Source organism: Streptomyces sp. NPDC050806 (assembly GCF_055586425.1).
The window spans coordinates 47,500-66,978 of sequence record NZ_JBVJIF010000012.1 but is presented as its reverse complement, the minus strand read 5'-3'; the positions used below and the strand labels follow the sequence as shown (position 1 = coordinate 66,978).

At 72.9% G+C, this 19,479-nt stretch carries 20 protein-coding genes and 1 tRNA gene; 11 read left to right on the top strand and 10 right to left on the bottom strand.

The annotated features are described in order from the left end of the window. Nucleotides 1-46: 46 nt before the first annotated feature. Nucleotides 47-120: transfer RNA gene (locus ACZ6WH_RS33875), tRNA-Met, on the top strand. A gap of 55 nt (nucleotides 121-175) precedes the next feature. Here the strand turns inward: ACZ6WH_RS33875 and ACZ6WH_RS33870 are convergent. The 4 genes from ACZ6WH_RS33870 to ACZ6WH_RS33855 form a co-directional block, all read right to left on the bottom strand. Further along, nucleotides 176-1,303, bottom strand: a complete 1,128-nt coding sequence (locus tag ACZ6WH_RS33870) for an ABC transporter substrate-binding protein (RefSeq protein ID WP_469733316.1) — start codon at nucleotides 1,301-1,303, stop codon at nucleotides 176-178. 31 nt (nucleotides 1,304-1,334) lie between these two features. Continuing rightward, complete coding sequence (locus ACZ6WH_RS33865; RefSeq protein ID WP_469733314.1) at nucleotides 1,335-2,201, bottom strand: ABC transporter permease; 867 nt, start codon at nucleotides 2,199-2,201, stop codon at nucleotides 1,335-1,337. Beyond that, nucleotides 2,198-3,043 (bottom strand): ABC transporter ATP-binding protein, encoded by an 846-nt coding sequence (locus ACZ6WH_RS33860; RefSeq protein ID WP_469733476.1) that lies wholly within the window; start codon nucleotides 3,041-3,043, stop codon nucleotides 2,198-2,200. The genes ACZ6WH_RS33865 and ACZ6WH_RS33860 overlap by 4 nt, the downstream gene beginning before the upstream one ends. 284 nt (nucleotides 3,044-3,327) lie before the next feature. Continuing rightward, nucleotides 3,328-3,744 (bottom strand): Fur family transcriptional regulator, encoded by a 417-nt coding sequence (locus ACZ6WH_RS33855; protein WP_361563941.1) that lies wholly within the window; start codon nucleotides 3,742-3,744, stop codon nucleotides 3,328-3,330. 154 nt (nucleotides 3,745-3,898) lie between these two features. On the opposite strand from ACZ6WH_RS33855, the gene ACZ6WH_RS33850 reads away from it, so the two are divergent. Next, nucleotides 3,899-5,362, top strand: a complete 1,464-nt coding sequence (locus ACZ6WH_RS33850) for a catalase (RefSeq protein ID WP_469733312.1) — start codon at nucleotides 3,899-3,901, stop codon at nucleotides 5,360-5,362. A gap of 125 nt (nucleotides 5,363-5,487) precedes the next feature. On the opposite strand, the gene ACZ6WH_RS33845 is transcribed toward ACZ6WH_RS33850, so the two are convergent. Both ACZ6WH_RS33845 and hisN read right to left on the bottom strand, forming a co-directional pair. Continuing rightward, a complete protein-coding gene (locus ACZ6WH_RS33845) occupies nucleotides 5,488-5,892 on the bottom strand; it encodes a CBS domain-containing protein (protein ID WP_469733474.1) in 405 nt (134 codons plus the stop codon). Nucleotides 5,893-6,128: 236 nt separating this feature from the next. Beyond that, nucleotides 6,129-6,923, bottom strand: coding sequence for a histidinol-phosphatase (hisN, locus tag ACZ6WH_RS33840; protein WP_361563946.1), 795 nt, complete (start codon nucleotides 6,921-6,923; stop codon nucleotides 6,129-6,131). Between the two features lie 189 nt (nucleotides 6,924-7,112). Here hisN and ACZ6WH_RS33835 point away from each other — a divergent pair, with 189 nt between their 5' ends. Further along, the gene (locus tag ACZ6WH_RS33835; protein WP_469733309.1) at nucleotides 7,113-7,814 is read left to right on the top strand and encodes a TetR/AcrR family transcriptional regulator; all 702 of its coding nucleotides are present in this window, start codon (nucleotides 7,113-7,115) and stop codon (nucleotides 7,812-7,814) included. A gap of 39 nt (nucleotides 7,815-7,853) precedes the next feature. Here the strand turns inward: ACZ6WH_RS33835 and ACZ6WH_RS33830 are convergent, their stop codons facing one another. The 4 genes from ACZ6WH_RS33830 to ACZ6WH_RS33815 all read right to left on the bottom strand — a co-directional run bounded on the left by ACZ6WH_RS33830 (nucleotide 7,854) and on the right by ACZ6WH_RS33815 (nucleotide 11,616). Then, the gene (locus ACZ6WH_RS33830; RefSeq protein ID WP_361563951.1) at nucleotides 7,854-8,177 is read right to left on the bottom strand and encodes a DMT family transporter; all 324 of its coding nucleotides are present in this window, start codon (nucleotides 8,175-8,177) and stop codon (nucleotides 7,854-7,856) included. 128 nt (nucleotides 8,178-8,305) lie between these two features. Then, nucleotides 8,306-9,349 carry a ribosome small subunit-dependent GTPase A gene (rsgA, locus tag ACZ6WH_RS33825; RefSeq protein WP_469733307.1) on the bottom strand — a complete coding sequence of 348 codons (1,044 nt, stop codon included), beginning with the start codon at nucleotides 9,347-9,349 and terminating at the stop codon, nucleotides 8,306-8,308. 12 nt (nucleotides 9,350-9,361) lie between these two features. Beyond that, the gene (aroA, locus tag ACZ6WH_RS33820) at nucleotides 9,362-10,720 is read right to left on the bottom strand and encodes a 3-phosphoshikimate 1-carboxyvinyltransferase (protein ID WP_469733305.1); all 1,359 of its coding nucleotides are present in this window, start codon (nucleotides 10,718-10,720) and stop codon (nucleotides 9,362-9,364) included. Nucleotides 10,721-10,851: 131 nt separating this feature from the next. Then, nucleotides 10,852-11,616 carry a M50 family metallopeptidase gene (locus ACZ6WH_RS33815; RefSeq protein ID WP_469733303.1) on the bottom strand — a complete coding sequence of 255 codons (765 nt, stop codon included), beginning with the start codon at nucleotides 11,614-11,616 and terminating at the stop codon, nucleotides 10,852-10,854. A 35-nt stretch (nucleotides 11,617-11,651) separates the two neighbouring features. On the opposite strand from ACZ6WH_RS33815, the gene ACZ6WH_RS33810 reads away from it, so the two are divergent. The 8 genes from ACZ6WH_RS33810 to def all read left to right on the top strand — a co-directional run bounded on the left by ACZ6WH_RS33810 (nucleotide 11,652) and on the right by def (nucleotide 19,466). Next, on the top strand, nucleotides 11,652-12,470 hold the full coding sequence (locus ACZ6WH_RS33810) for an SOS response-associated peptidase (protein WP_469733301.1): 819 nt from the start codon (nucleotides 11,652-11,654) through the stop codon (nucleotides 12,468-12,470). 45 nt (nucleotides 12,471-12,515) lie between these two features. Next, on the top strand, nucleotides 12,516-13,151 hold the full coding sequence (locus ACZ6WH_RS33805; protein WP_432858636.1) for an alpha/beta hydrolase family protein: 636 nt from the start codon (nucleotides 12,516-12,518) through the stop codon (nucleotides 13,149-13,151). Between the two features lie 280 nt (nucleotides 13,152-13,431). Further along, complete coding sequence (locus ACZ6WH_RS33800) at nucleotides 13,432-14,151, top strand: sigma-70 family RNA polymerase sigma factor (RefSeq protein WP_361564091.1); 720 nt, start codon at nucleotides 13,432-13,434, stop codon at nucleotides 14,149-14,151. Further along, nucleotides 14,148-14,528, top strand: coding sequence for a mycothiol system anti-sigma-R factor (gene rsrA / locus ACZ6WH_RS33795; protein ID WP_469733298.1), 381 nt, complete (start codon nucleotides 14,148-14,150; stop codon nucleotides 14,526-14,528). The genes ACZ6WH_RS33800 and rsrA overlap by 4 nt, the downstream gene beginning before the upstream one ends. Nucleotides 14,529-14,654: 126 nt before the next feature. Continuing rightward, complete coding sequence (locus tag ACZ6WH_RS33790) at nucleotides 14,655-16,121, top strand: HD-GYP domain-containing protein (protein WP_469733296.1); 1,467 nt, start codon at nucleotides 14,655-14,657, stop codon at nucleotides 16,119-16,121. Nucleotides 16,122-16,231: 110 nt separating this feature from the next. Beyond that, nucleotides 16,232-17,452, top strand: a complete 1,221-nt coding sequence (locus ACZ6WH_RS33785; protein WP_469733471.1) for an HD-GYP domain-containing protein — start codon at nucleotides 16,232-16,234, stop codon at nucleotides 17,450-17,452. Nucleotides 17,453-17,739: 287 nt separating this feature from the next. Then, a complete protein-coding gene (locus ACZ6WH_RS33780; RefSeq protein WP_361563971.1) occupies nucleotides 17,740-18,726 on the top strand; it encodes a tetratricopeptide repeat protein in 987 nt (328 codons plus the stop codon). 95 nt (nucleotides 18,727-18,821) lie between these two features. Continuing rightward, nucleotides 18,822-19,466, top strand: coding sequence for a peptide deformylase (gene def, locus ACZ6WH_RS33775; RefSeq protein ID WP_469733294.1), 645 nt, complete (start codon nucleotides 18,822-18,824; stop codon nucleotides 19,464-19,466). Nucleotides 19,467-19,479 lie beyond the last annotated feature (13 nt).

Below are 19,479 nucleotides of genomic sequence, written 5' to 3'. Positions count from 1 at the left end.
ATTTGCGCTGGTCGTCGGCTTGGGGTTAGAGTTGTGAACACAACGGCGCGGGGTGGAGCAGCTCGGTAGCTCGCTGGGCTCATAACCCAGAGGTCGCAGGTTCAAATCCTGTCCCCGCTACTGAAGACGAAGGCCCGGATCTCAGGATCCGGGCCTTCGTCATGTGTGCGTGCGGTCACGGCCGGTGGCCGACCGCCTCCGCGTAGAGGGCGCGGTCCACGAGCCGGTTCTCCGGGACCGGCGCTCCCTCGGTGACCCCCGCGTCGCGGTAGGCGCGCTGCAGCCGGTCCGCCGTGCCCTTGCGGATCTCCCAGTCCATCCGCAGCGACGGCACCGCCGTCAGGACGTCCGCTTCGACCTTCAGCAGCTTCGCCAGCTCCGCGACGAACTTCCCGTCGGCCTTGTAGTCGCCGCGGAAGTAGGTGTTGACGGTACGGATGTACGCGCGGAGGAAGGCGACACCGGCGTCCGGGTCGCGCTGCAGCAGGTTCGGGCCGTACAGGGCGCCGCCGAGCGGTTCGCCCTGCGGCTGGCCGCCGAGGAACGCGTACCTCTTGTCATGGGCGACCGTCCGCCAGACCGGGTCCAGCAGCCAGGCGGCGTCGACACCGCCGCCGGTGAGCGCGGTCAGCACGTCCGCTGAGCCGAGCTGCTGGAAGGTGACGGAGTCCATGCGGGCGCCGTGCCGGGCGAAGGACCGGTCCATCGGGTACATGATCACGGAGCCCTTGCCGATCATCGTGCCGAGGCTCGCGTTCTTCAGGGACGCCGAGCGGGCGGTCTCGCCCTTGCGGAGGCGGATCCACAGGCCGCTCCTGGACCGCGGGTCGGGGGAGAAGTTCCCGGCGACCCAGCGGATGTCGAAGCCGCCGGCGACGCCGTTGACGACGGCGGCCTCCGGCGCCGCCCACAGCACGTCCACGTCGCCCTTGGCGAGCAGCGGCAGCGCCTCGGGCGTGGGCAGTACCTTCAGATGGACGTCCAGGCCCTCCTTGGCGAACTCGCCCTTGGCCAGCGCCATCCGTACGGGCGCGACGTACTCGGCGTTCAGGGTGCCGGTGGCCAGGGTGAGCGACCGCCGCTTCTTCAGGGGGCGGGCGGCCGGCGTTCCCTTGTCGCAGCGGGCCGGTGCGCGGTCCGGCGCCAGGTCGGCGGGGTCGGTCCAGGCGCCCGCGCCGCAGCCGGCGACCGGCTTGACCGGCCGGGGCTTCGTGGCCGCCGCGGGGGGCTCCTGTGCGGTGCAGCCGGCGGAGAGGACAAGGGCGGCGGTCAGCGCGGCGAGCGCGGTGGTGCGGCGACGCATGGGGCCTCCGTACGCGAAGAGGGCTACGGGCTCAGCTCTGGGAGCGGCCGCGGTCGCGCGGCGCCCAGGGGGTGAGGAAGCGGCCGACCAGCCGCACCAGTTCGGAGAAGAGCACGCCGAGCACGGCGACGCAGACGATCCCGACGAACATCACGTCGTTCTGGAACAGGGCGCGCGAGTCGAAGATCAGATGGCCGAGGCCGTCGGCCGCGGCGATCTGCTCCGAGGCCACGATCACCAGGACCGCGACGCCGGCCGCGATCCGGGCCCCGACCAGTACGGCGGGCAGCGAGGCGGGCAGCAGTACGTGCCGGAACATCTGCCAGGCGCTCGCGCCGAAGACCCGTCCGGCGTCGCGGTGCCCGGCCGGCACGGCCAGCACCGCCGCCATGGTGGAGATCCACACGAAGAAGAAGACGGTGGCCGCGACCAGCGCGATCTGCGGCCCCTCGCCGAGCCCGAACATGTTGAGGAAGACCGGCAGCAGGGCCAGTTTCGGCACCACGTACAGGGCGTCCAGCAGCGGCTCCAGGGCGGCGCGCACGAGGGCGAGCGAGCCCATCAGGAGGCCGAGCGCGTAGCCCGAGACGGTCCCGATGGCATAGCCCGAGAGGACCCGTTGGAGCGTGGCCCACACGTCCGGCCACAGCGCTCCGGCCAGCGCCCGGTCCCAGCCGTCGGCCAGGATCGTGGTGGGCGCCGGGTAGATCCGGGCGTCGATCCAGCCGCTCGTCGCGGCCAGCTGCCACAGCAGTACCAGGACGGCCGGGACGGCGAGCGCCAGACCGGTTTCCAGGGCGCGGCGGCGCCGGTGGGCGCGGCGCGGCCGGAGTTCGCGCGGGCCCGGTCGGCGTACGAGGACGGTCTCGCGGGGCGCGGCGCGGTCGGTGAGCGTCATGCGCGCACCTCCGGCGTGCGGGAGCGGTTGTCCACCTCGCCGCGCAGCAGTTCCCACAGTTCGGCCTTGAGCGCGGTGAACTCCGGGGCGCCGCGGACCGCTCCGCTCCGGGGGCGGCCGAAGGGCGGCCGGCGCTCGGCGATGATCCGGCCGGGCCGCGCCGACATCACCAGGACCCGGTCGCCGAGGACGAGGGCCTCTTCGAGGCTGTGCGTGATGAAGAGCGTCGTCGTGTGCGTGTGCTGGGTGAGGTCCAGCAGCTCGTCCTGGAGGATCGTGCGCAGCTGGGCGTCCAGGGCGGCGAACGGCTCGTCCATGAGCAGGATCTCGGGCTCGACGGCGAGTGCCCGCGCGATGGCCACGCGCTGTCGCATGCCGCCGGAGAGGACGGCCGGGTAGGCGTCGGCGAAGTCCGCGAGCCCCATCCGGGCCAGCCAGGAGCGGGCCCGGGCGTCCGCCTCCTTGCGGGGCACGCGTTGGACGTCCAGGCCGAAGCGGACGTTGGCCAGTACGGATTTCCAGTCGTAGATGCCGTAGTCCTGGAAGATCATCGCGGCGGGGCGTGGGCCGGCGGCGCGGATCTCCAGCTCACCCGTGCCGGGCCGGAGCAGCCCCGCGGCGATCCGCAGCAGGGTGGACTTGCCGCAGCCCGAGGGGCCCACGAGGCAGACGAACTCGCCGGGCGCGACATCGAGGTCGAGCGGGCCGAGTGCGGTGAGCGCCTTGCGGCCGCGCCCGAAGGAGCGGCCGAGCGACCGGGCGCGGAGGGCGGGCGGGGGCTGTGTCCCGGGGGCGGCCGGGCGCGGGACGGCGGACGGGTGCGGCGGGTGCGGCTCTCCCACGGTGTGCTCCTCGCGGAGTGCGGGCGGGCTGCCGCGGCGGTCCCGGGCAGCCGTGGGGGTGGCGCGGCGCACGATATGACGATCCGTCAGAAACAGGAAGAGGTACGCGGGCGTACGCGGGGCCGGCCGGGACGTGGGAAGCCGACGGCCGCCGACGGTAGGCCGAAAATCGCTGGTCGCGACCCCGTCGGGAGGGTGGCATGCCGAAAAGCCCGCCGCGGGAGGCGGCGGGCTGAAAGGGTCGGTGATGGGAGATCGAGGGGGGTACCGCGGTGGCTCGGGTGTCAGGCGCTCGCGCAGTTCGGGCAGACGCCGCGGTAGGTGACCGAGACCTCCGAGACCGCGAAGCCGAATCGTTCCGGCTCGGGGAGGGCTGCCAGCGGGTCGCTCGCGATGTGCACGTCACGGATCGTGCCGCACTGCGAGCAGACGAGGTGGTGGTGGTCGTGGTGGGCGTTGGGGTCGTACCGCTTGGCGCGGCCGTCCGTGCTCACCTCCAGCACCTCGCCGAGCGAGACGAGCTCGCCGAGCGTGTTGTAGACGGTGGCGCGGGAGATCTCCGGCAGTCGCTCGGACGCCCGCGCGTGCACCTCGTCGGCGGTGTAGTGGACGTGGTCCCCGTCCAGGACCTCGGCGACGACGCGGCGCTGTGCGGTCAGCCGCCAGCCGCGTCCCCGGAGTCGTTCGAGCAGGTCACTCATCGCAATCACCCATCAGTCAGATATGAGCCAGAGTACCAGCGGCGTCCATCACCGGAACGCGTATGAGTTTCGCAGTCTTCTTGACTTAGACATTGTCCAATGTAGGATCGAGTACGGCGCAAGCCAAGGGCAGGTATTTACACAGGAGGCGCACGTGTCGGTAGAAAGCACCACGGGACCGCTGACCACGGAGTCCGGTGCTCCGGTCGCGGACAACCAGAACAGCGAGACGGCCGGCATCGGCGGTCCCGGTCTGATCCAGGACCAGCTGCTGATCGAGAAGCTCGCGCACTTCAACCGTGAGCGGATCCCGGAGCGGATCGTGCACGCCCGCGGCGCCGGCGCGTACGGCACCTTCACCGTCACCGCCGATGTGACCAAGTACACCCGCGCGAAGTTCCTCTCCGAGGTCGGCAAGCAGACCGAGACGTTCCTGCGCTTCTCGACCGTCGCGGGCAACCTCGGCGCGGCGGACGCGGTGCGTGACCCCCGCGGCTTCGCGCTGAAGTTCTACACCGAAGAGGGCAACTACGACCTCGTCGGCAACAACACCCCGGTGTTCTTCATCAAGGACGCCATCAAGTTCCCCGACTTCATCCACACCCAGAAGCGCGACCCGTACACCGGCTCGCAGGAGGCGGACAACGTCTGGGACTTCTGGGGCCTGTCGCCGGAGTCGACGCACCAGGTGACCTGGCTGTTCGGCGACCGCGGCATCCCCGCCTCGTACCGCCACATGGACGGCTTCGGCTCGCACACCTTCCAGTGGAACAACGAGGCCGGCGAGGCCTTCTGGGTCAAGTACCACTTCAAGACCGACCAGGGCATCAAGACCCTGACCAGCGAAGAGGCCGCCAAGCTGGCGGGCGAGGACCCCGACAGCCACCAGCGCGACCTGCGTGAGTCGATCGAGCGCGGCGACTTCCCGAGCTGGACCGTCGGCGTGCAGATCATGCCCGTCGCCGAGGCCGCGAACTACCGCTTCAACCCGTTCGACCTCACCAAGGTGTGGCCGCACGCGGACTACCCGGTCATCGAGATCGGCAAGCTGGAGCTGAACCGCAACCCGCAGAACATCTTCGCCGAGGTCGAGCAGTCGATCTTCTCCCCGCACCACTTCGTGCCGGGCATCGGCCCCTCGCCCGACAAGATGCTGCAGGGCCGCCTCTTCGCGTACGGCGACGCCCACCGGTACCGCGTCGGCATCAACGCCGACCACCTGCCGGTGAACCGCCCGCACGCCACCGAGGCGCGCAGCCACGGCCGGGACGGCGTGCTGTACGACGGCCGGCACGGCGGCCAGAAGAACTACGAGCCGAACAGCTTCGGCGGCCCGGCCGAGACCGGCCGCGCGCTGTGGCAGCCGCTCCCGGTCGCCGGTGCCACCGGCGAGGCGGCGGCCCCCTCGCACGCCGAGGACAACGACTTCGTGCAGGCGGGCAACCTCTACCGCCTGATGACGGAGGAGGAGAAGGACCGCCTGATCGACAATCTCGCGGGCTTCATCTCGAAGGTCTCGCGCGACGACATCGCGCAGCGCGCCATCGAGAACTTCCGCAAGGCGGACGCGGACTACGGCAAGCGGCTGGAGGCCGCGGTCCAGGCCCTGCGCGGCTGACCGTCGCTCCGCCGACCGCGTCGTCCGGGGCCCCTTCACCCCGGAGAGGGGAGGCCGGACACCCTCGGGTGTCCGGCCTCCTCGGCATTCCGGAGGGCGGACGCCGTGGCCCGCCCCCGCTCCGCTCAGGCCAGTACGGCCGTGGCCGCCCGTTCCCGGTGGGCGGAGCGGCAGCGCATGATGTCGCGTACGGACACCACGCCCACCGGCTCCCGCTCGTTCAGGACGATCAGGTGCCGGAAGCCGCCGTGCACCATCGTGGCGGCGGCTTCGTCCAGAGTCCAGTCCGGAGCGGCGAAGACGACGTCGGTGGTGGTGTGGGTCTGTGCGGTCTCGTGGTCGGGGTTCTCCCCGGCGCCCAGGGAGTTGAGGATGTCGCGCTCGGTCAGGATGCCGAGCCCTTCGGCGTCGGTGTCGAGGACCACGGCGGCGCCGACGCGCCGTGCCGCCATCAGGTGTGCTGCCTGCCGGAGTGTGTGTGCGGGCCCGATGGTGAGGACCACCGTGCTCATGGCGTCTCGGACGTACATGGGCATGGAGTGGAGCCACCTCCTTGGTGAACCCCCGGAGGAATTCCCGGCGCCGGAAGTGCCGGGAGAAAATTTTCACAAACGCACAAGCGGGGGGATTCTCATGTTCACATGCCCAGTGGTGCGCGACAAGGGGCGCGTGAGAGCCGGTCTGCCGGCCACGCGCCCCAAGGCGCCGTTTGACGGCCCGTGAGCGGGGAGAGCGGGCGAAGCCGCCGGAGCGGCGTGCGGGGCGCTCAGTCCCGCAGGTAGCTCAGCAGATCCTCGTGGAGCAGCCCGTTGGAGGCCGCCGCGTTGCCGCTGTGCGGACCCGGCGTCCCGTCCAGGCCGGTGAAGCGCCCGCCGGCCTCCTGGACGACCACGGCGCACGCGGCCATGTCCCAGAGCGACAGCTCCGGCTCGGCGCAGATGTCCACGGAGCCCTCGGCCACCATCATGTAGGGCCAGAAGTCGCCGTACGCGCGGGTGCGCCACACCTCGCGCGACAGGTCCAGGAAGCCGCCCAGCGTGCCGCGCTCCTCCCAGCCGGTGAGCGAGGAGTAGGCGAACGACGCGTCCTGGATGCGCCCGACGCTCGACACCTGGAGACGCTGAGCGGAGGTCAGGCTGCGGCCGGTGTAGGCGCCGAGCCCCTCGGCCGCCCACCAGCGGCGGTGCAGCGCGGGCGCGGAGACCACGCCGACGACCGGACGGTCGCCGCCCTCGCCGCGCTCCATCAGGGCGATCAGGGTGGCCCAGACCGGCACGCCGCGCACGTAGTTCTTCGTGCCGTCGATCGGATCGATGATCCAGCGACGCGGCCCCGAACCCTCCGAGCCGAACTCCTCGCCGAGCACCGCGTCCCGCGGCCTGGCCCGCGCGAGGTGGCCGCGGATCAGTTCCTCGGCCGCCTTGTCGGCCTCGCTCACCGGCGTCATGTCCGGTTTGGTCTCGACCTTCAGATCGAGCGCCTTGAACCGTTCCATGGTCGCGGCGTCCGCAGCGTCCGCGAGGACGTGGGCGAGACGGAGATCATCGTGATAGTCGGCCATGTGCGAACACTATCTTTCTCGGTCCCTGAGCACGGAAAACCCATGGCTCGCCGGCGGGCGTGGCGTCCCGCCGGGGGCCTCTCCCCACCCGCCGGCAGACCTTTGCTCCGGACCCTTGACACCACCTGGCGGGGCGTCAATTCTGTGCGCACACAAGGCCATATGGGCACTACGGCCTGGGAGGCGACGATGCCCGCAGCGCGTGATTCCCTACTGGACGCCGCCTACGCGGCGCTCGAAGTGCGGCCCTGGGCAGGCGTCCGGATGGTCGATGTCGCCGCAGCGGCGGGCGTCTCCCGGCAGACCCTCTACAACGAGTTCGGCAGCAAGCAGGGGCTCGCGCGCGCCCTGGTACGCCGGGAGACCGAGGGCTATCTGGCGGGCGTGGAGCGCATCCTGTCCCGGCCCGCGGCCGACGGGCCTCCCGAGGACCGCGACCTGGGCGCCGACCGCGGCCGCCCGCCCGGCGTTCCCGAGGAGGCGCAGGCCAGGCTGGCCGCGGCGGCCGACTGGACGCTGCGTACCGCCCGCGCCAACCCGCTCGTACGGGCCGTGCTGACGGGGTGCTGGAACGAGCGGCTGCCCTCGCCCGCCGACCAGTCGCTCCCGCTGCCGGTACCGGGGGCCCGGACGGGCTTTCCCATGGTGCCGCCGCCGGTGGAGGCGCCGCTGCCCGGGCCGAGCGAGCTGGTCGGCCGGTTCAGCGACCGGGCGGTGGCCGCGCTGGAGGCGGACTGGCCCAAGGAGGAGCTGACCGAGCTCGGGAGCGCGTGCACGGCGGCGGTCCGGCTCACCCTGTCCTGCGTGGTCGCGCCGGCGGACCCCGACGAGGTCGGGCGGCTCGTGCGCGGCGCGTTCGCCGGCCTGCCGCGCCAGCCGGCCGGGCGCTGAGCCCGGCGTACGGGTCCGGGCCCGGGGCGCCCGGTCCCGTCAGTGCGCCGACCCGGAGAACTGGAGCCCGATCGCACCGGCGATGACGAGCGTGATCGAGACGATCTTCAGGGTCGACACCACGTCACCGAGGAAGATCATGCCGTAGGCCGCCGTGCCCGCCGCGCCCAGGCCGGTCCACACCGCGTACGCCGGGCCCACGTCCAGCTTCTTCAGCGACAGCGTCAGCAGTCCGAAGCTGCCGAGCGCGAAGGCGCAGAAGGCGACCGTGGGCCACAGCCGGGTGAAACCGTGCGAGAGCTTCAGGCAGACCGCGAAGCCCGTCTCCAGGATTCCCGCCACCACGACGAGCAGCCACGCCATCAGTTTGCCTCCGTCAGTCCGGCGACCGCTTCGCCCGTTCTGAGAGCCCGTGCCTGATGTGATTATGCAGTTGATACCGGCCCGCGGCAGCCATCTTCCGCCTGCCGGGCGCGCGGGCCGACGGGCCGTCAGTCGCCCTCGCGCCGCTCCCGGGTGGCCAGCAGCCGCCGCAGCGAGTACAGCCGTGCCGGGTCGGCGTGGCCGTCGGCGACCCATTGGTCCAGCGCACAGTCCGGCTCGTCGTGGCTGCAGGCGCGCGGGCACTCGGCCGTGCCCGGCTCCAGGTCGGGAAAGGCGTGGATGACCCGCGAGGGGTCGATGTGATGCAGTCCGAAGGACCGCACGCCGGGCGTGTCGATCACCCAGCCGCTGCCGCTCCCCGCTCCGCCCGAACCGGCGGTGCCCCCACCGTCCGCGAGCGGCAGGGCCAGCGCCGAGGTGGTCGTGTGCCGGCCGCGCCCGGTGACCGCGTTGACGTGCCCGGTGGCCCGCCGCCGCTCCGGTACCAGGGCGTTGACCAGCGTGGTCTTGCCCACTCCCGAGTGGCCGACGAAGGCGGTGATGCGCCCCGTCAGCCGCTCGCGGACCCGGTCGGCGGCGGCGCCGTCGGTCAGCTCCTCGCGGTTGGTCACGACGTACGGAACGCCCAGCGCGCCGTACGACTCCAGCAGGGTGTCCGGCGGCGCCAGGTCGGACTTGGTGAGGACCAGCAGCGGCTCCAGTCCCGCGTCGTACGCCGCCACCAGGCAGCGGTCGATCAGCCGGGGCCGCGGCTCGGGGTCGGCGAGCGCGGTGACGATCGCCAGCTGGTCGGCGTTGGCGACCACCACCCGCTCGTACGGATCGTCGTCGTCGGCCGTGCGCCGCAGCACGGACGTGCGCGGCTGGACCCGGACGATGCGGGCCAGGGTGTCCTTGGCGCCGGTGAGGTCGCCGACGACCATGACCCGGTCGCCGACCACCACTCCCTTGCGGCCCAGCTCACGTGCCTTCATCGCGATGACCGTGCGGTCCTCGATCAGGCACGTGATGCGGCCCCGGTCGACGGTGAGGACCAGCCCTTCGCTGGCATCCTCGTGCTTCGGCCGGATGTTCGAACGGGGCCGGTTGCCCTTGCGGTTGGGGCGGACCCGGACGTCGTCCTCGTCGGTGTGCTTGCCGTAGCGGCGCATCGGGCGGAACTCTCAGGCTCTCCGGGCGGCGGCCGTCGCCGGACTGAGCATGTCCGTCCACATCTCGGGGAAGTCGGGCAGCGTCTTGGCCGTGGTGCCGACGTTCTCCACCTCGACCCCCTCGACGGCCAGGCCGAGGATCGCGCCGGCGGTGGCCATGCGGTGGTCGTCGTAGGTGTGGAACACCCCGCCGTGCAGCGGGCGCGGGCGGATGCGCAGCCCGTCGGCGGTCTCGGTGACATCGCCGCCGAGGCCGTTGATCTCCTTGGTGAGCGCCGCGAGCCGGTCGGTCTCGTGCAGCCGGAGGTGGGCCACGCCGCGCAGTACGGACTCGGAGTCGGCCAGCGCCGCGACCGCCGCGATACCCGGGGTCAGCTCCCCGACCTCGCTCAGGTCGATGTCGATGCCGTGGATCCGGCCGCTGCCGGTGAAGGTCAGGCCCTGCTCGGTCAGCTCGCAGGAACCGCCCATTTCGGTGAAGATCCGGCGCAGCGCGTCGCCCGGCTGAGTAGTGCGCCCGGGCCAGTCGGGGATGGTGACGCGGCCGCCCGTGACCAGCGCGGCGGCCAGGAACGGCTGGGCGTTGGAGAGGTCCGGCTCGACGGTCAGGTCGCGGCCGAGCAGCGCGCCGGGGGTGACCCGCCAGACGTTCGGCTCGCCGCCGGCCTCCGGGGTGTCCACCTGCGCGCCGGCGATCCGCAGCATGTCCACGGTCATCCGGATGTGCGGCATGGAGGGCAGCGTGTCGCCCACGTGCCGCACCTCCACGCCCTGGTTGAAGCGCGGCGCGGACAGCAGCAGGGCGCTGACGAACTGGGAGGAGGACGACGCGTCGATCTCGACCCGGCCGCCGTCCAGGCCGCCGCTGCCGTGCACGGTCATCGGGAGCGCGCCGCGGTGGTCGTCGTCGATGCGCGCGCCGAGGGCGCGCAGGCCGTCGATCACGCCGCCCAGCGGACGCTCGTACGACCGGGGGTCGCCGTCGAAGCGGATCGGGCCGTCGGCCAGCGCCGCGACCGGCGGCAGGAAGCGCATGACCGTACCGGCGTTGCCGACGTCGACGGTGGCGGGGCCGCGCAGCCCCGCGGGGATGATGCGCCAGGCCTCGCCGCCGCCCGCCCCGGACGGCGCCGAGCTGGAGGAGACGGTCTCGTCGATGCCCACGCCCATGGTGCGGAGCGCCTGGGCCATCAGCAGGGTGTCGCGGGAGCGCAGCGGGCGGCGCAGCCAGCCGGGCTCGGCGGAGAGGGCGGCCAGGACCAGGCCACGGTTGGTGACCGATTTGGACCCGGGCACGGTGACGGTCGCGTCGACCGCCCCGGGCGCGGTGGGGGCTGGCCAGAGGGCGGTGTGTGCGGGGCTCTCGGTCATGCAGCTCACTTTAATGGCTCACCAGGAGGGCAGATCTTGATCAAATGGGTCGCAACCTGTGCGAAACATGGCACTGGTAAAGCAACTGCGCGCGGACCGGCGCCGTACCGCCCGGCTCGGCGGTCCTCACCTCACAGTTCCAGCAGCCAGCGGCCCCCGCCGATCAGCGAGCAGAGCGTCACCACGTGGAAGAGGCCGAGCCAGACGGCGGCGGGGACGTTCGTCAGCCGGGCGAGCTGGTCCGGGTCCGAGTCCACCTGGCCCGCCCGTCGCCCGACCACCGCCCCTGAAGGAGCCGCTGGCGCGGCGCGCAACATGCGTCTGCGCTTCCCCTGGATCTCGAACGGCGGCCGCACCCCGCCCAGCAGCAGGAACCACACCACCGCGTACGCGAACGCCGCCTGCACGTCCGCGTTGGTCAGCCAGGAGACCAGGAAGAACGCCGCCCCGGCGAGCACCACCGTCAGCACGCCGTACGCGTTGCGGGTCATCACCAGCATCGCCAGCAGCAGCGCCGTCGCGCCCCACAGCAGGGCCGTGATGTGGCCGGCGGCGAGCAGCGCGGCCCCGGCCAGGCCGAGCAGGGAGGGCGCGAGGTAGCCCGCGGCGGCGGTCAGGATCATGCCGAGGCCGTGCGGCTTGCCGCGGCTGACGGTCAGCCCCGAGGTGTCGGAGTGCAGCCGGATGCCGTCCAGCTTCCGCCCGGTGAGCAGGGCCACGAGGCCGTGGCCGCCCTCGTGCGCGATGGTGATGGCGTTACGGGCAATCCGCCAGGCGCCGTAGGGGAGCACCACCGCCAGTGCGACCACGGCGGTGGCCACGACCAGCCAGACCGACGGATCGGGCTGGGTGGCGAAAACCCGGTCCCATACGTCTGTGATGTGATCGGTGTCCATCTCTCCCCTTGCTGTGGCGTGGCACTGTGGCATACATGTGCGGACGGTATGCGGCGAGCAGGCGGCCCGAGGACCTGGTGGGGATCTTCGAGGTCGAGAAGTGGGAACCCGAGGAGACCCTCGCTCCCGACTGGAATGTCGCACCCACCAAGAACGTCTACGCGGTGCTCGAACGCCCCGTCAAAGACGCTGAAGACCGTCGTCCGGTTCGCCAGCTGCGGCCTCTGAAGTGGGGACTGGTGCCGTCGTGGGCCAAATCACCCGACGTCGGCGTGAAGATGATCAACGCCAGGGCGGAGACGGTCCACGAGAAGCCGTCCTTCCGCAAGCCCTTCGCGGCCCGCCGCTGCCTGCTGCCCGGCGACGGCTATTTCGAGTGGGTGACCGGCGTGGGGGAGCGGCAGCTGGAGGAGCAGGGCCGCAAGAAGCGGGCCCGTAAGCAGCCGTACTTCGTCACCCCGGCCGACGGCGCCGTGATGGCGATGGCCGGGCTGTACGAGTTCTGGCGCGACCCGACGCTGCCCCCCGACCACCCGCAGGCCTGGTGGGCGACCTGCTCCGTGGTCACCACCGCCGCCGAGACCACGCCGCTGGCCGGCGCGTCCGGCGAAGCGGGCCCGCAGTCCCTCGCCGACATCCACCCCCGGATGCCGCTGGTGCTCCCGGCGGACCGCTGGGACGCCTGGCTGGACCCGGCCACCACCGACCTGGACCGGCTGCGCGAGCTGCTCGCGCCGCCGCCCGCCGGGACGATGCGCGCCTACCCCGTCTCCACGGAGGTCAGCAACGTCCGCAACAACAGCCCCGAACTGGTGAAGGAGCTGGCGGCGCCGGAGGAGGAAACGCTGTTCTGACCGGCCGGCCGCCCTCGCCGGGGGCCCGCCGGGCAGGATGGGGCCATGAGCGAGAGCGAGACGGTCGGCACACCGGCGGGCGACGCCCGGATCACCTGGCACGAGGCGCAGGGCACGGCCCGTACCGTGCTCGCCGTGAGCCACGGAGCGGGCGGCGGCATCGAGGCACGGGACCTGGCGGCGCTGGCCGCGGCGCTCCCGGAGCGCGGCGTCACCGTCGCCCTCGTGGAACAGCCCTGGCGGGTGGCGGGCAAGAAGCTGGCGCCCGCCCCGAAGACCCTCGACGCCGCCTGGACGGCGCTCTGGCCCGCGCTGCGGAAGCCCGGCCTGCCGGTGGTCGCGGGCGGGCGCAGTGCCGGGGCGCGGGTGGCCTGCCGTACGGCGCGGGAGCTCGGTGCGCACGCCGTCCTCGCCCTGAGCTTCCCGCTGCACCCGCCGGGCAGGCCCGAGAAGTCCCGCGTGACCGAACTCACCGGTGCCGGCGTGCCCACCCTGGTGATCCAGGGTGGCCGTGACCCCTTCGGGCGCCCCGAGGAGTTCCCCGACGGGACCGAGATCGTCGAGGTGCCGCACGCCGACCACGGCTTCGCCGTACCGAAGAAGGCCCCCATCGGCCAGGACGAGGCGCTGATGCTCATCGTCGAGGCCGCCGCCGAGTGGCTGGTCGGGCTGCCCGACTGACCCGCGGGCCCCGCCCCGGGCTCCGGGAATGCGTGGCGGCCCCGCTCTGTTGTGCGTGGCGTAGGCAGCAGCCACGTACTGGTACGCACGAGGAATGGGAGTCCACCGCATGGGGATCGCATGCCCGGCCCGACCGCAGGGCACCGGCTGGTCAGTGCCGCCGCAGGCACAGGTCCAGGCGGGACACCACGTCACGGCTGGAGCGGCGGTGGTACCGGATCGTCGTCTATTCTCCGATTCGAGCGGATCCGCATCCGGATCCGGCACGGTGTTGGAGGAGGTGGGTCCGGTCACCGGTACCGACGCAGGGACCGACGGGACGGCACGAGCACGTAACGAGGACCAGGCGGACGCTGCCCGCACGCAGGCGACGGGTGAGTCGGAGGCCGAGCGCAATCAGCGCTTCGAGCGCGACGCGCTGACCTTCCTGGACCAGATGTACTCCGCCGCGCTGCGCATGACGCGCAATCCGGCGGACGCGGAGGACCTGGTGCAGGAGACGTACGCCAAGGCGTACGCGTCCTTCCATCAGTTCCGGGAGGGCACCAACCTCAAGGCCTGGCTGTACCGCATCCTGACCAACACCTTCATCAACTCCTACCGCAAGAAGCAGCGGGAGCCGCAGCGCAGCGCGGCGGAGGAGATCGAGGACTGGCAGCTGGCACGCGCCGAGTCGCACATGTCCACGGGGCTGCGCTCCGCGGAGTCGCAGGCGCTGGACCACCTGCCGGACTCGGACGTGAAGGAGGCCCTGCAGGCGATCCCCGAGGAATTCCGGATAGCGGTCTACCTCGCGGACGTGGAGGGCTTTGCGTACAAGGAGATCGCCGACATCATGGGAACCCCCATCGGCACGGTGATGTCCCGCCTGCATCGTGGCCGCCGACAGCTGCGCGGCATGCTGGAGGACTACGCCCGGGACCGCGGGCTGGTCCCGGCCGGCGCGGGCGCTGCGGCTTCGACGAAGCAGCCGCACGATCGGAAAGGCTCTTCATCATGAGCTGCGGTGACCCGCACGAGACGGATTGCTCCGAGGTTCTCGACCACCTGTACGAGTATCTCGACCGTGAGATGCCGGCCGGGGAATGCACCAAGTTCGAGGAGCACTTCGACGAGTGCTCGCCCTGCCTGGAGAAGTACGGCCTCGAACAGGCCGTCAAGAAGCTCGTGAAGCGCTGCTGCGGGCACGACGACGTCCCCACCGACCTGCGGTCGAAGGTCATGGGGCGGATCGAGCTGATCCGGGCCGGCGAGACCGTGCCCGAGAAGAGCGTGCTGGAGCAGGCACAACAGGAGTCCGCCGGTACCGAGGGCCCCGGCCACCAGGCCGGCCCGACGGACGCCGATGCACCCACCGAGGCCGCCCGCGCCGAATAGCGCGCGGGATCACTCCAACGGGTGAGGGCGGGCGCGCGAGCCCCGCCCAATCCGCCGATGCGCCCGCACGCGCCGCCGACGCCTTCTAAGCTCACCGGATCCGGGAGCCGTGGGGGAGGAGGCGCCATGCGGCAGCTGCCCGTGGCCGCGTACGCGTACATCGGCTGTGCCGTGCTGGCGGCGGCCGCCTGTGCCGTCCCCGCCGCCCTGCCCCAGGCCGGCACCCCCTGGCCCACCGTGGGCCTGCTCGCCGTGCTCTACGCCGCCTGCGAGCGCATCCGCAGCTGCCCGCTGACCCGGGCACTGGCCCGCAGCGCCCGCTCCGGCGGCGCCCCGGGCCGGGCCGAGGCCATGCCGCCCCGGTGGGGCTGCCCCGTGCTGCTCGCCGGGGTCTTCCTGCTGCCGCCCGCCGCGGCGGCGCTGGTCGCCCTCCCCGGCGCGCTGCTCTCCCGTACCGAGGAGCGCTCGGCCACCGCCCGCCGCGTCTGGCACGCCGCCGAACTGGCGCTGGCCGCCCGGGCCGCCGCCGAGGTCTTCGGCGCCGGCGGCAGCCGCGCCGTCCTGACCCCCGAATTCCCGTACGCGCTGCTGCCCGCGGCGGCCGCCACCACCGTCTTCTGCACCGTGCTGGCCGTGCTGGACGGCGGCGTCCTGGTCGCCGCCGAACGGCACCCGCCGCGCACGGCCTGGCGCGGCCTGCTGCTCCGCTCCCTCGCCCCGCACCTGGTGCACGGCCTGGCCGGGCTGATGATGGCCGTCCTGTGGCGCAGCTCGTACGGGCCGCCCGCCGCCCTGCTGGTGCTGCTGCCCATGTACATCTCCTGCTGGGTGTTCGCGCAGTACCACCGCGAGCGCGCGGCCCACCAGGCCACCATCCGCGCCCTCGTCCAGGCCGTCGACCTCAAGGACCGCTACACCCGCGGTCACAGCGAACGCGTCGGCCGCGCCTCCGTGATGATCGCCGGCGAACTCGGCATGTCCGAGGACCGCCTCGACGTGATCCGCTTCGCCGGCATCCTGCACGACGTCGGCAAGCTCGGCGTGCCCACCCGGCTGCTGCGCAAGGACGGCCCGCTCACCCCCGAGGAACGCCGCGTCATCGAACTGCACCCGGAGTACGGCCACGAGATCGTCCGCGGCATCGGCTTCCTCGGCGAGGCCAGGGCCGCGATCCTGCACCACCACGAACGCATGGACGGCAAGGGCTACCCCTACGGCCTCCGGGGGCGCGAGATCCCCGAATTCGCCCGGGTGGTCGCGGTCGCCGACGCCTTCGACGCGATGACCTCCACCCGTTCCTACCGCCGCGCACGCCCGGTCGCCGCCGCCGTCACCGAGCTGCGCCGCAGTGCCGGCGCCCAGTTCGACCCGCGCATGGTCCGCGCCCTGGTCGCCGCGCTGGCGCGGCACGGCTGGCAGCCCGACGTCGTCACCGCGGGCCCCGACGGTCCCGCCGTGCCGCCGTCCGGCCCGCCGCGCGTCCCGCTCCGCAGGCGCACCGCGGCGCCGGAGGCCGGGCCCCCGCCCGGTACGGCCGCCCTGCCCGGCACCGCGACGGGACCGCGCACCGGGCCCTCGGGCGGTGAGCGGTGAGCGGCGCGGCATCGTGGGCCACGGCCGACGGGCCGGGCGACCCGTTCGCCGTCCCGTACCGCACCGGCACCCCCCGTGCCGTCGTCCTCGTCTACGCCGCCGCCGGCGCCCTGGCCTGCTTCGCGCTGGGCCACACCCTCTGGCGCGGCCTCGCCGACCCCGGCATCGCCCTCGCCTTCGGCGCCCTCATAGCGGTCGGCGAGCTGGCCCGCTGGGGTGCCGGCCCGCCCGCGCGGGGCGGCACGGGGCCGCTGCCCGGCGACCGCGAGAGCGCCCCGCTCGGCGTCGCCGGGGCCCTGGCCTACGCGCTGCTCGGCGAGGTCGGCGGCCGCGCCACCTCGCACGGCGTCCTGCAGGCCGTCGCCGTCGTCGTCGCGGCCGGCCTCGTCGGCCTCGTGCCCCACGTGGCGCTCGGCCGCGGCCCGGCGCTGGACCACATCGCCCGCCGCGTCCTGACCGTCGGCTTCGCCGCCACCTGCTTCCAGCCGCTCTACAACACCGGCCGGCTGGCCGCCTGGATCGGCGACGGCACGTACTACACCTGCTACCTCCTCGGCCTGCTCGCGCTCACCGCCCTGTGCGACGCCGTGCTCGCCGCGGCACTGGCCAAGGCCCGCACCGGCTGGCCGTACGGCCCCCTGCTCCGCGACGAGCTGCGCTCCCTGCTCGGCATCGGCTCCGCGATCTGCGCGACGGGCCTGGTCATCGCGCTGGCCACTGCCGTCGCCGGGCTCTGGGCGCTGCCCGTCTTCTGTCTGCCGCTCCTCCTCACCCAGTTCTCCTTCCGCCGCTACGCCGCAGTGCGTGCCACCTACCGGCAGACCATCGCCTCCCTCGCCCGCGCCACCGAGATCGCCGGCTACACCCCGCAGGGGCACGCCCGCCGGGTCGCCGTCCTCAGCCGCGCCGTCGGCCGGGAACTGGGACTGGGTGAGGCCGAATTGAGCGTCCTGGAGTACGCGGCGCTGATGCACGACATCGGCCAGCTCTCCCTGGTGGACCCCGTCACCGGCGGCGCCACCGCCGGCCTGCCGTCCGCCGAACAGCGCAGGATCGCCCTGCTCGGCGGGGCCGTCGTCCGCCAGACCGGGGTGCCCGCCGAGGTCGCGGTGATCGTCGAACGGCAGGCCGACCCCTTCCGGGACCAGCCGCTGCCCGCCCGTATCGTGCGCACCGTGAACGCCTACGACGACCTCGCGGGCGGCGACGGCGGGCCCGGTGGCACGCTGCGCGCCCTGGAGCGGCTCCGCCTGTCGACCGCGCAGGACTTTGAACCCCGGGTGGTGGAGGCCCTCGCCCGCGTCCTCGCCCGGCCCCTCGGGGCCCTCTGACCGGCCGCGCCACCCGAGTGCCGGGTGCCGCCCGGGGTAGCTGTCGGGTATTGGGGTACCGGTTCAAGGTCGGACAACCGATGGGTAATGAGCGGCCCCGGATATGGGCATGGTTGGATGCGAAGAGAGCCCCGAAAAACGGGGTTCAGGGGGGCTGCGCAAGGCAAGGAGCAGCAGGGGGCACCGGCCATCGGGCTGAGCCCGGCGGCAAACTGTGGCAGGTTGTCGAGTAGGCCCCTCGGCCGTCCGCCGGACGGCACCAAGGAACCAATCGGCAGGCGGGAATCGTGAGGATCTTCGGCAAGGTACGGCACCGGCCCTCCGCCTCGTGGCGGCAGGCGACCGACCGCGCTTTCACGCTGATCGGCGACGGCCGTTACGAGGACGCGGGCGCCCTGCTCACCCGCGCCGCCGACATGGAGCCGTGGCTCTCGGAGTCGTGGTTCAACCTCGCCCTGCTGCACAAATTCCGGCACGACTGGGAGCAGGCCCGCACCGCCGGGCTGCGCGCCGTGGCCCTGCTGGAGCGCGAGTCCGGGGCGCCCGACTGGTGGAACGTGGGCATCGCGGCCACCGCCCTCCAGGACTGGCCGCTGGCCCGCCGCGCCTGGCAGGCGTACGGCCTCCACGTGCCCGGCGACGGCGCGCCCTCCGGGGAGCCGCGCGGCATGCAGCTGGGCAGCGCCGCGGTCCGCCTCTCGCCCGAGGGCGAGGCCGAGGTCGTCTGGGGCCGCCGGCTGGACCCGGCCCGCATCGAGGTGCTCTCCATCCCGCTGCCGTCCTCCGGGCGCCGCTGGGGCGAGGTCGTCCTGCACGACGGCGTCCCGCACGGCGAGCGCACCACCACCGCCGGGCCCTCCTACCCCGTCTTCGACGAGATCGAGCTGTGGGCGCCCTCCCCGGTGCCCACCTGGGTCGTCCTGCTGGAGGCCGCGGGCGAGGCCGACCGGGACGCCCTGGAGCGGCTGGCGGCGGACGCCGGGTACGCCGCCGAGGACTGGTCCTCCTCCGTCCGCCTGCTGTGCCGTACGTGCTCCGAGAGCCGGATGCCCAGCGACGAGGGCGACGGCGCGCACCTGGACCCGCACGACCACAGCGAGCCCGGCCACCCGGGCCCGCTGGGACACCGCACGGCCGGTTCCGGCTCCCTGTGGGTACCGGAACGGGAGTGCGGCATCGCCGCGCCCGCCGGGCTGGTGCGGGGGCTGCTGGACGGCTGGGTGGCCGACAGCCCGGACACCCGCGAGTGGCGGGACCTCGAAGAGGTCTGCTGAGCGCGGTTCCGTCGGCGGGCGCCCGGCCGGTCCCCGTACCCTGTACGGGCAGCTAAGAAGAATTTTTGCGGAATCGCGGAAGGCGTGCGGCGGACATGGCGCAGCAGCAGGTGTTTGATCAAGACGGCGAGCAGCAGGTGGACGACGAGTTCATCGACGACGTGACCGACGCGGACGCGCGCGAGACGGCCTACCGCGAGCGCGGCACCTCCCGCCCGATCACCGTGGTCGGCAATCCGGTGCTGCACAAGGAGTGCAAGGACGTCACCGAGTTCGACGACGAGCTGGCGAAGCTGGTCGACGACATGTTCGCCTCCCAGCGCACCGCCGAGGGCGTGGGCCTGGCCGCCAACCAGATCGGCGTGGACCTGAAGGTCTTCGTCTACGACTGCATGGACGACCAGGGCGTACGCCACGTCGGCGTGGTCTGCAACCCGGTGCTGGACGAGCTGCCCGCCGGCCGCCGGGTGCTGGACGACTCCAACGAGGGCTGCCTGTCGGTCCCCGGCGCCTACGCCGAGCTGGCCCGCCCCGACTACGCCGTGGTCCGCGGCCGGGACGTGCAGGGCAACCCGATCGCCGTCGAGGGGACCGGCTACTTCGCGCGCTGCCTCCAGCACGAGACCGACCACCTCTACGGCTACCTCTACATCGACCGTCTCTCCAAGCGCGACCGCAAGGACGCCCTGAGGCAGATGGCCGAGCGCGAGCCGCGCTACCCCGTCGTCGCCAACGACTGACGCGGCCCGGCAC

Excerpts from the sequence above, each read along its gene's own strand:
- ACZ6WH_RS33870 (WP_469733316.1), bottom strand. The coding sequence starts at position 1,303 with ATGCGTCGCCGCACCACCGCGCTCGCCGCGCTGACCGCCGCCCTTGTC.
- ACZ6WH_RS33865 (WP_469733314.1), bottom strand. The coding sequence starts at position 2,201 with ATGACGCTCACCGACCGCGCCGCGCCCCGCGAGACCGTCCTCGTACGC.
- ACZ6WH_RS33855 (WP_361563941.1), bottom strand. The coding sequence starts at position 3,744 with ATGAGTGACCTGCTCGAACGACTCCGGGGACGCGGCTGGCGGCTGACC.
- ACZ6WH_RS33845 (WP_469733474.1), bottom strand. The coding sequence starts at position 5,892 with ATGTACGTCCGAGACGCCATGAGCACGGTGGTCCTCACCATCGGGCCC.
- hisN (WP_361563946.1), bottom strand. The coding sequence starts at position 6,923 with ATGGCCGACTATCACGATGATCTCCGTCTCGCCCACGTCCTCGCGGAC.
- ACZ6WH_RS33835 (WP_469733309.1), top strand. The coding sequence starts at position 7,113 with ATGCCCGCAGCGCGTGATTCCCTACTGGACGCCGCCTACGCGGCGCTC.
- ACZ6WH_RS33830 (WP_361563951.1), bottom strand. The coding sequence starts at position 8,177 with ATGGCGTGGCTGCTCGTCGTGGTGGCGGGAATCCTGGAGACGGGCTTC.
- rsgA (WP_469733307.1), bottom strand. The coding sequence starts at position 9,349 with ATGCGCCGCTACGGCAAGCACACCGACGAGGACGACGTCCGGGTCCGC.
- aroA (WP_469733305.1), bottom strand. The coding sequence starts at position 10,720 with ATGACCGAGAGCCCCGCACACACCGCCCTCTGGCCAGCCCCCACCGCG.
- ACZ6WH_RS33815 (WP_469733303.1), bottom strand. The coding sequence starts at position 11,616 with ATGGACACCGATCACATCACAGACGTATGGGACCGGGTTTTCGCCACC.
- ACZ6WH_RS33810 (WP_469733301.1), top strand. The coding sequence starts at position 11,652 with ATGTGCGGACGGTATGCGGCGAGCAGGCGGCCCGAGGACCTGGTGGGG.
- ACZ6WH_RS33805 (WP_432858636.1), top strand. The coding sequence starts at position 12,516 with ATGAGCGAGAGCGAGACGGTCGGCACACCGGCGGGCGACGCCCGGATC.
- rsrA (WP_469733298.1), top strand. The coding sequence starts at position 14,148 with ATGAGCTGCGGTGACCCGCACGAGACGGATTGCTCCGAGGTTCTCGAC.
- ACZ6WH_RS33790 (WP_469733296.1), top strand. The coding sequence starts at position 14,655 with ATGCGGCAGCTGCCCGTGGCCGCGTACGCGTACATCGGCTGTGCCGTG.
- def (WP_469733294.1), top strand. The coding sequence starts at position 18,822 with ATGGCGCAGCAGCAGGTGTTTGATCAAGACGGCGAGCAGCAGGTGGAC.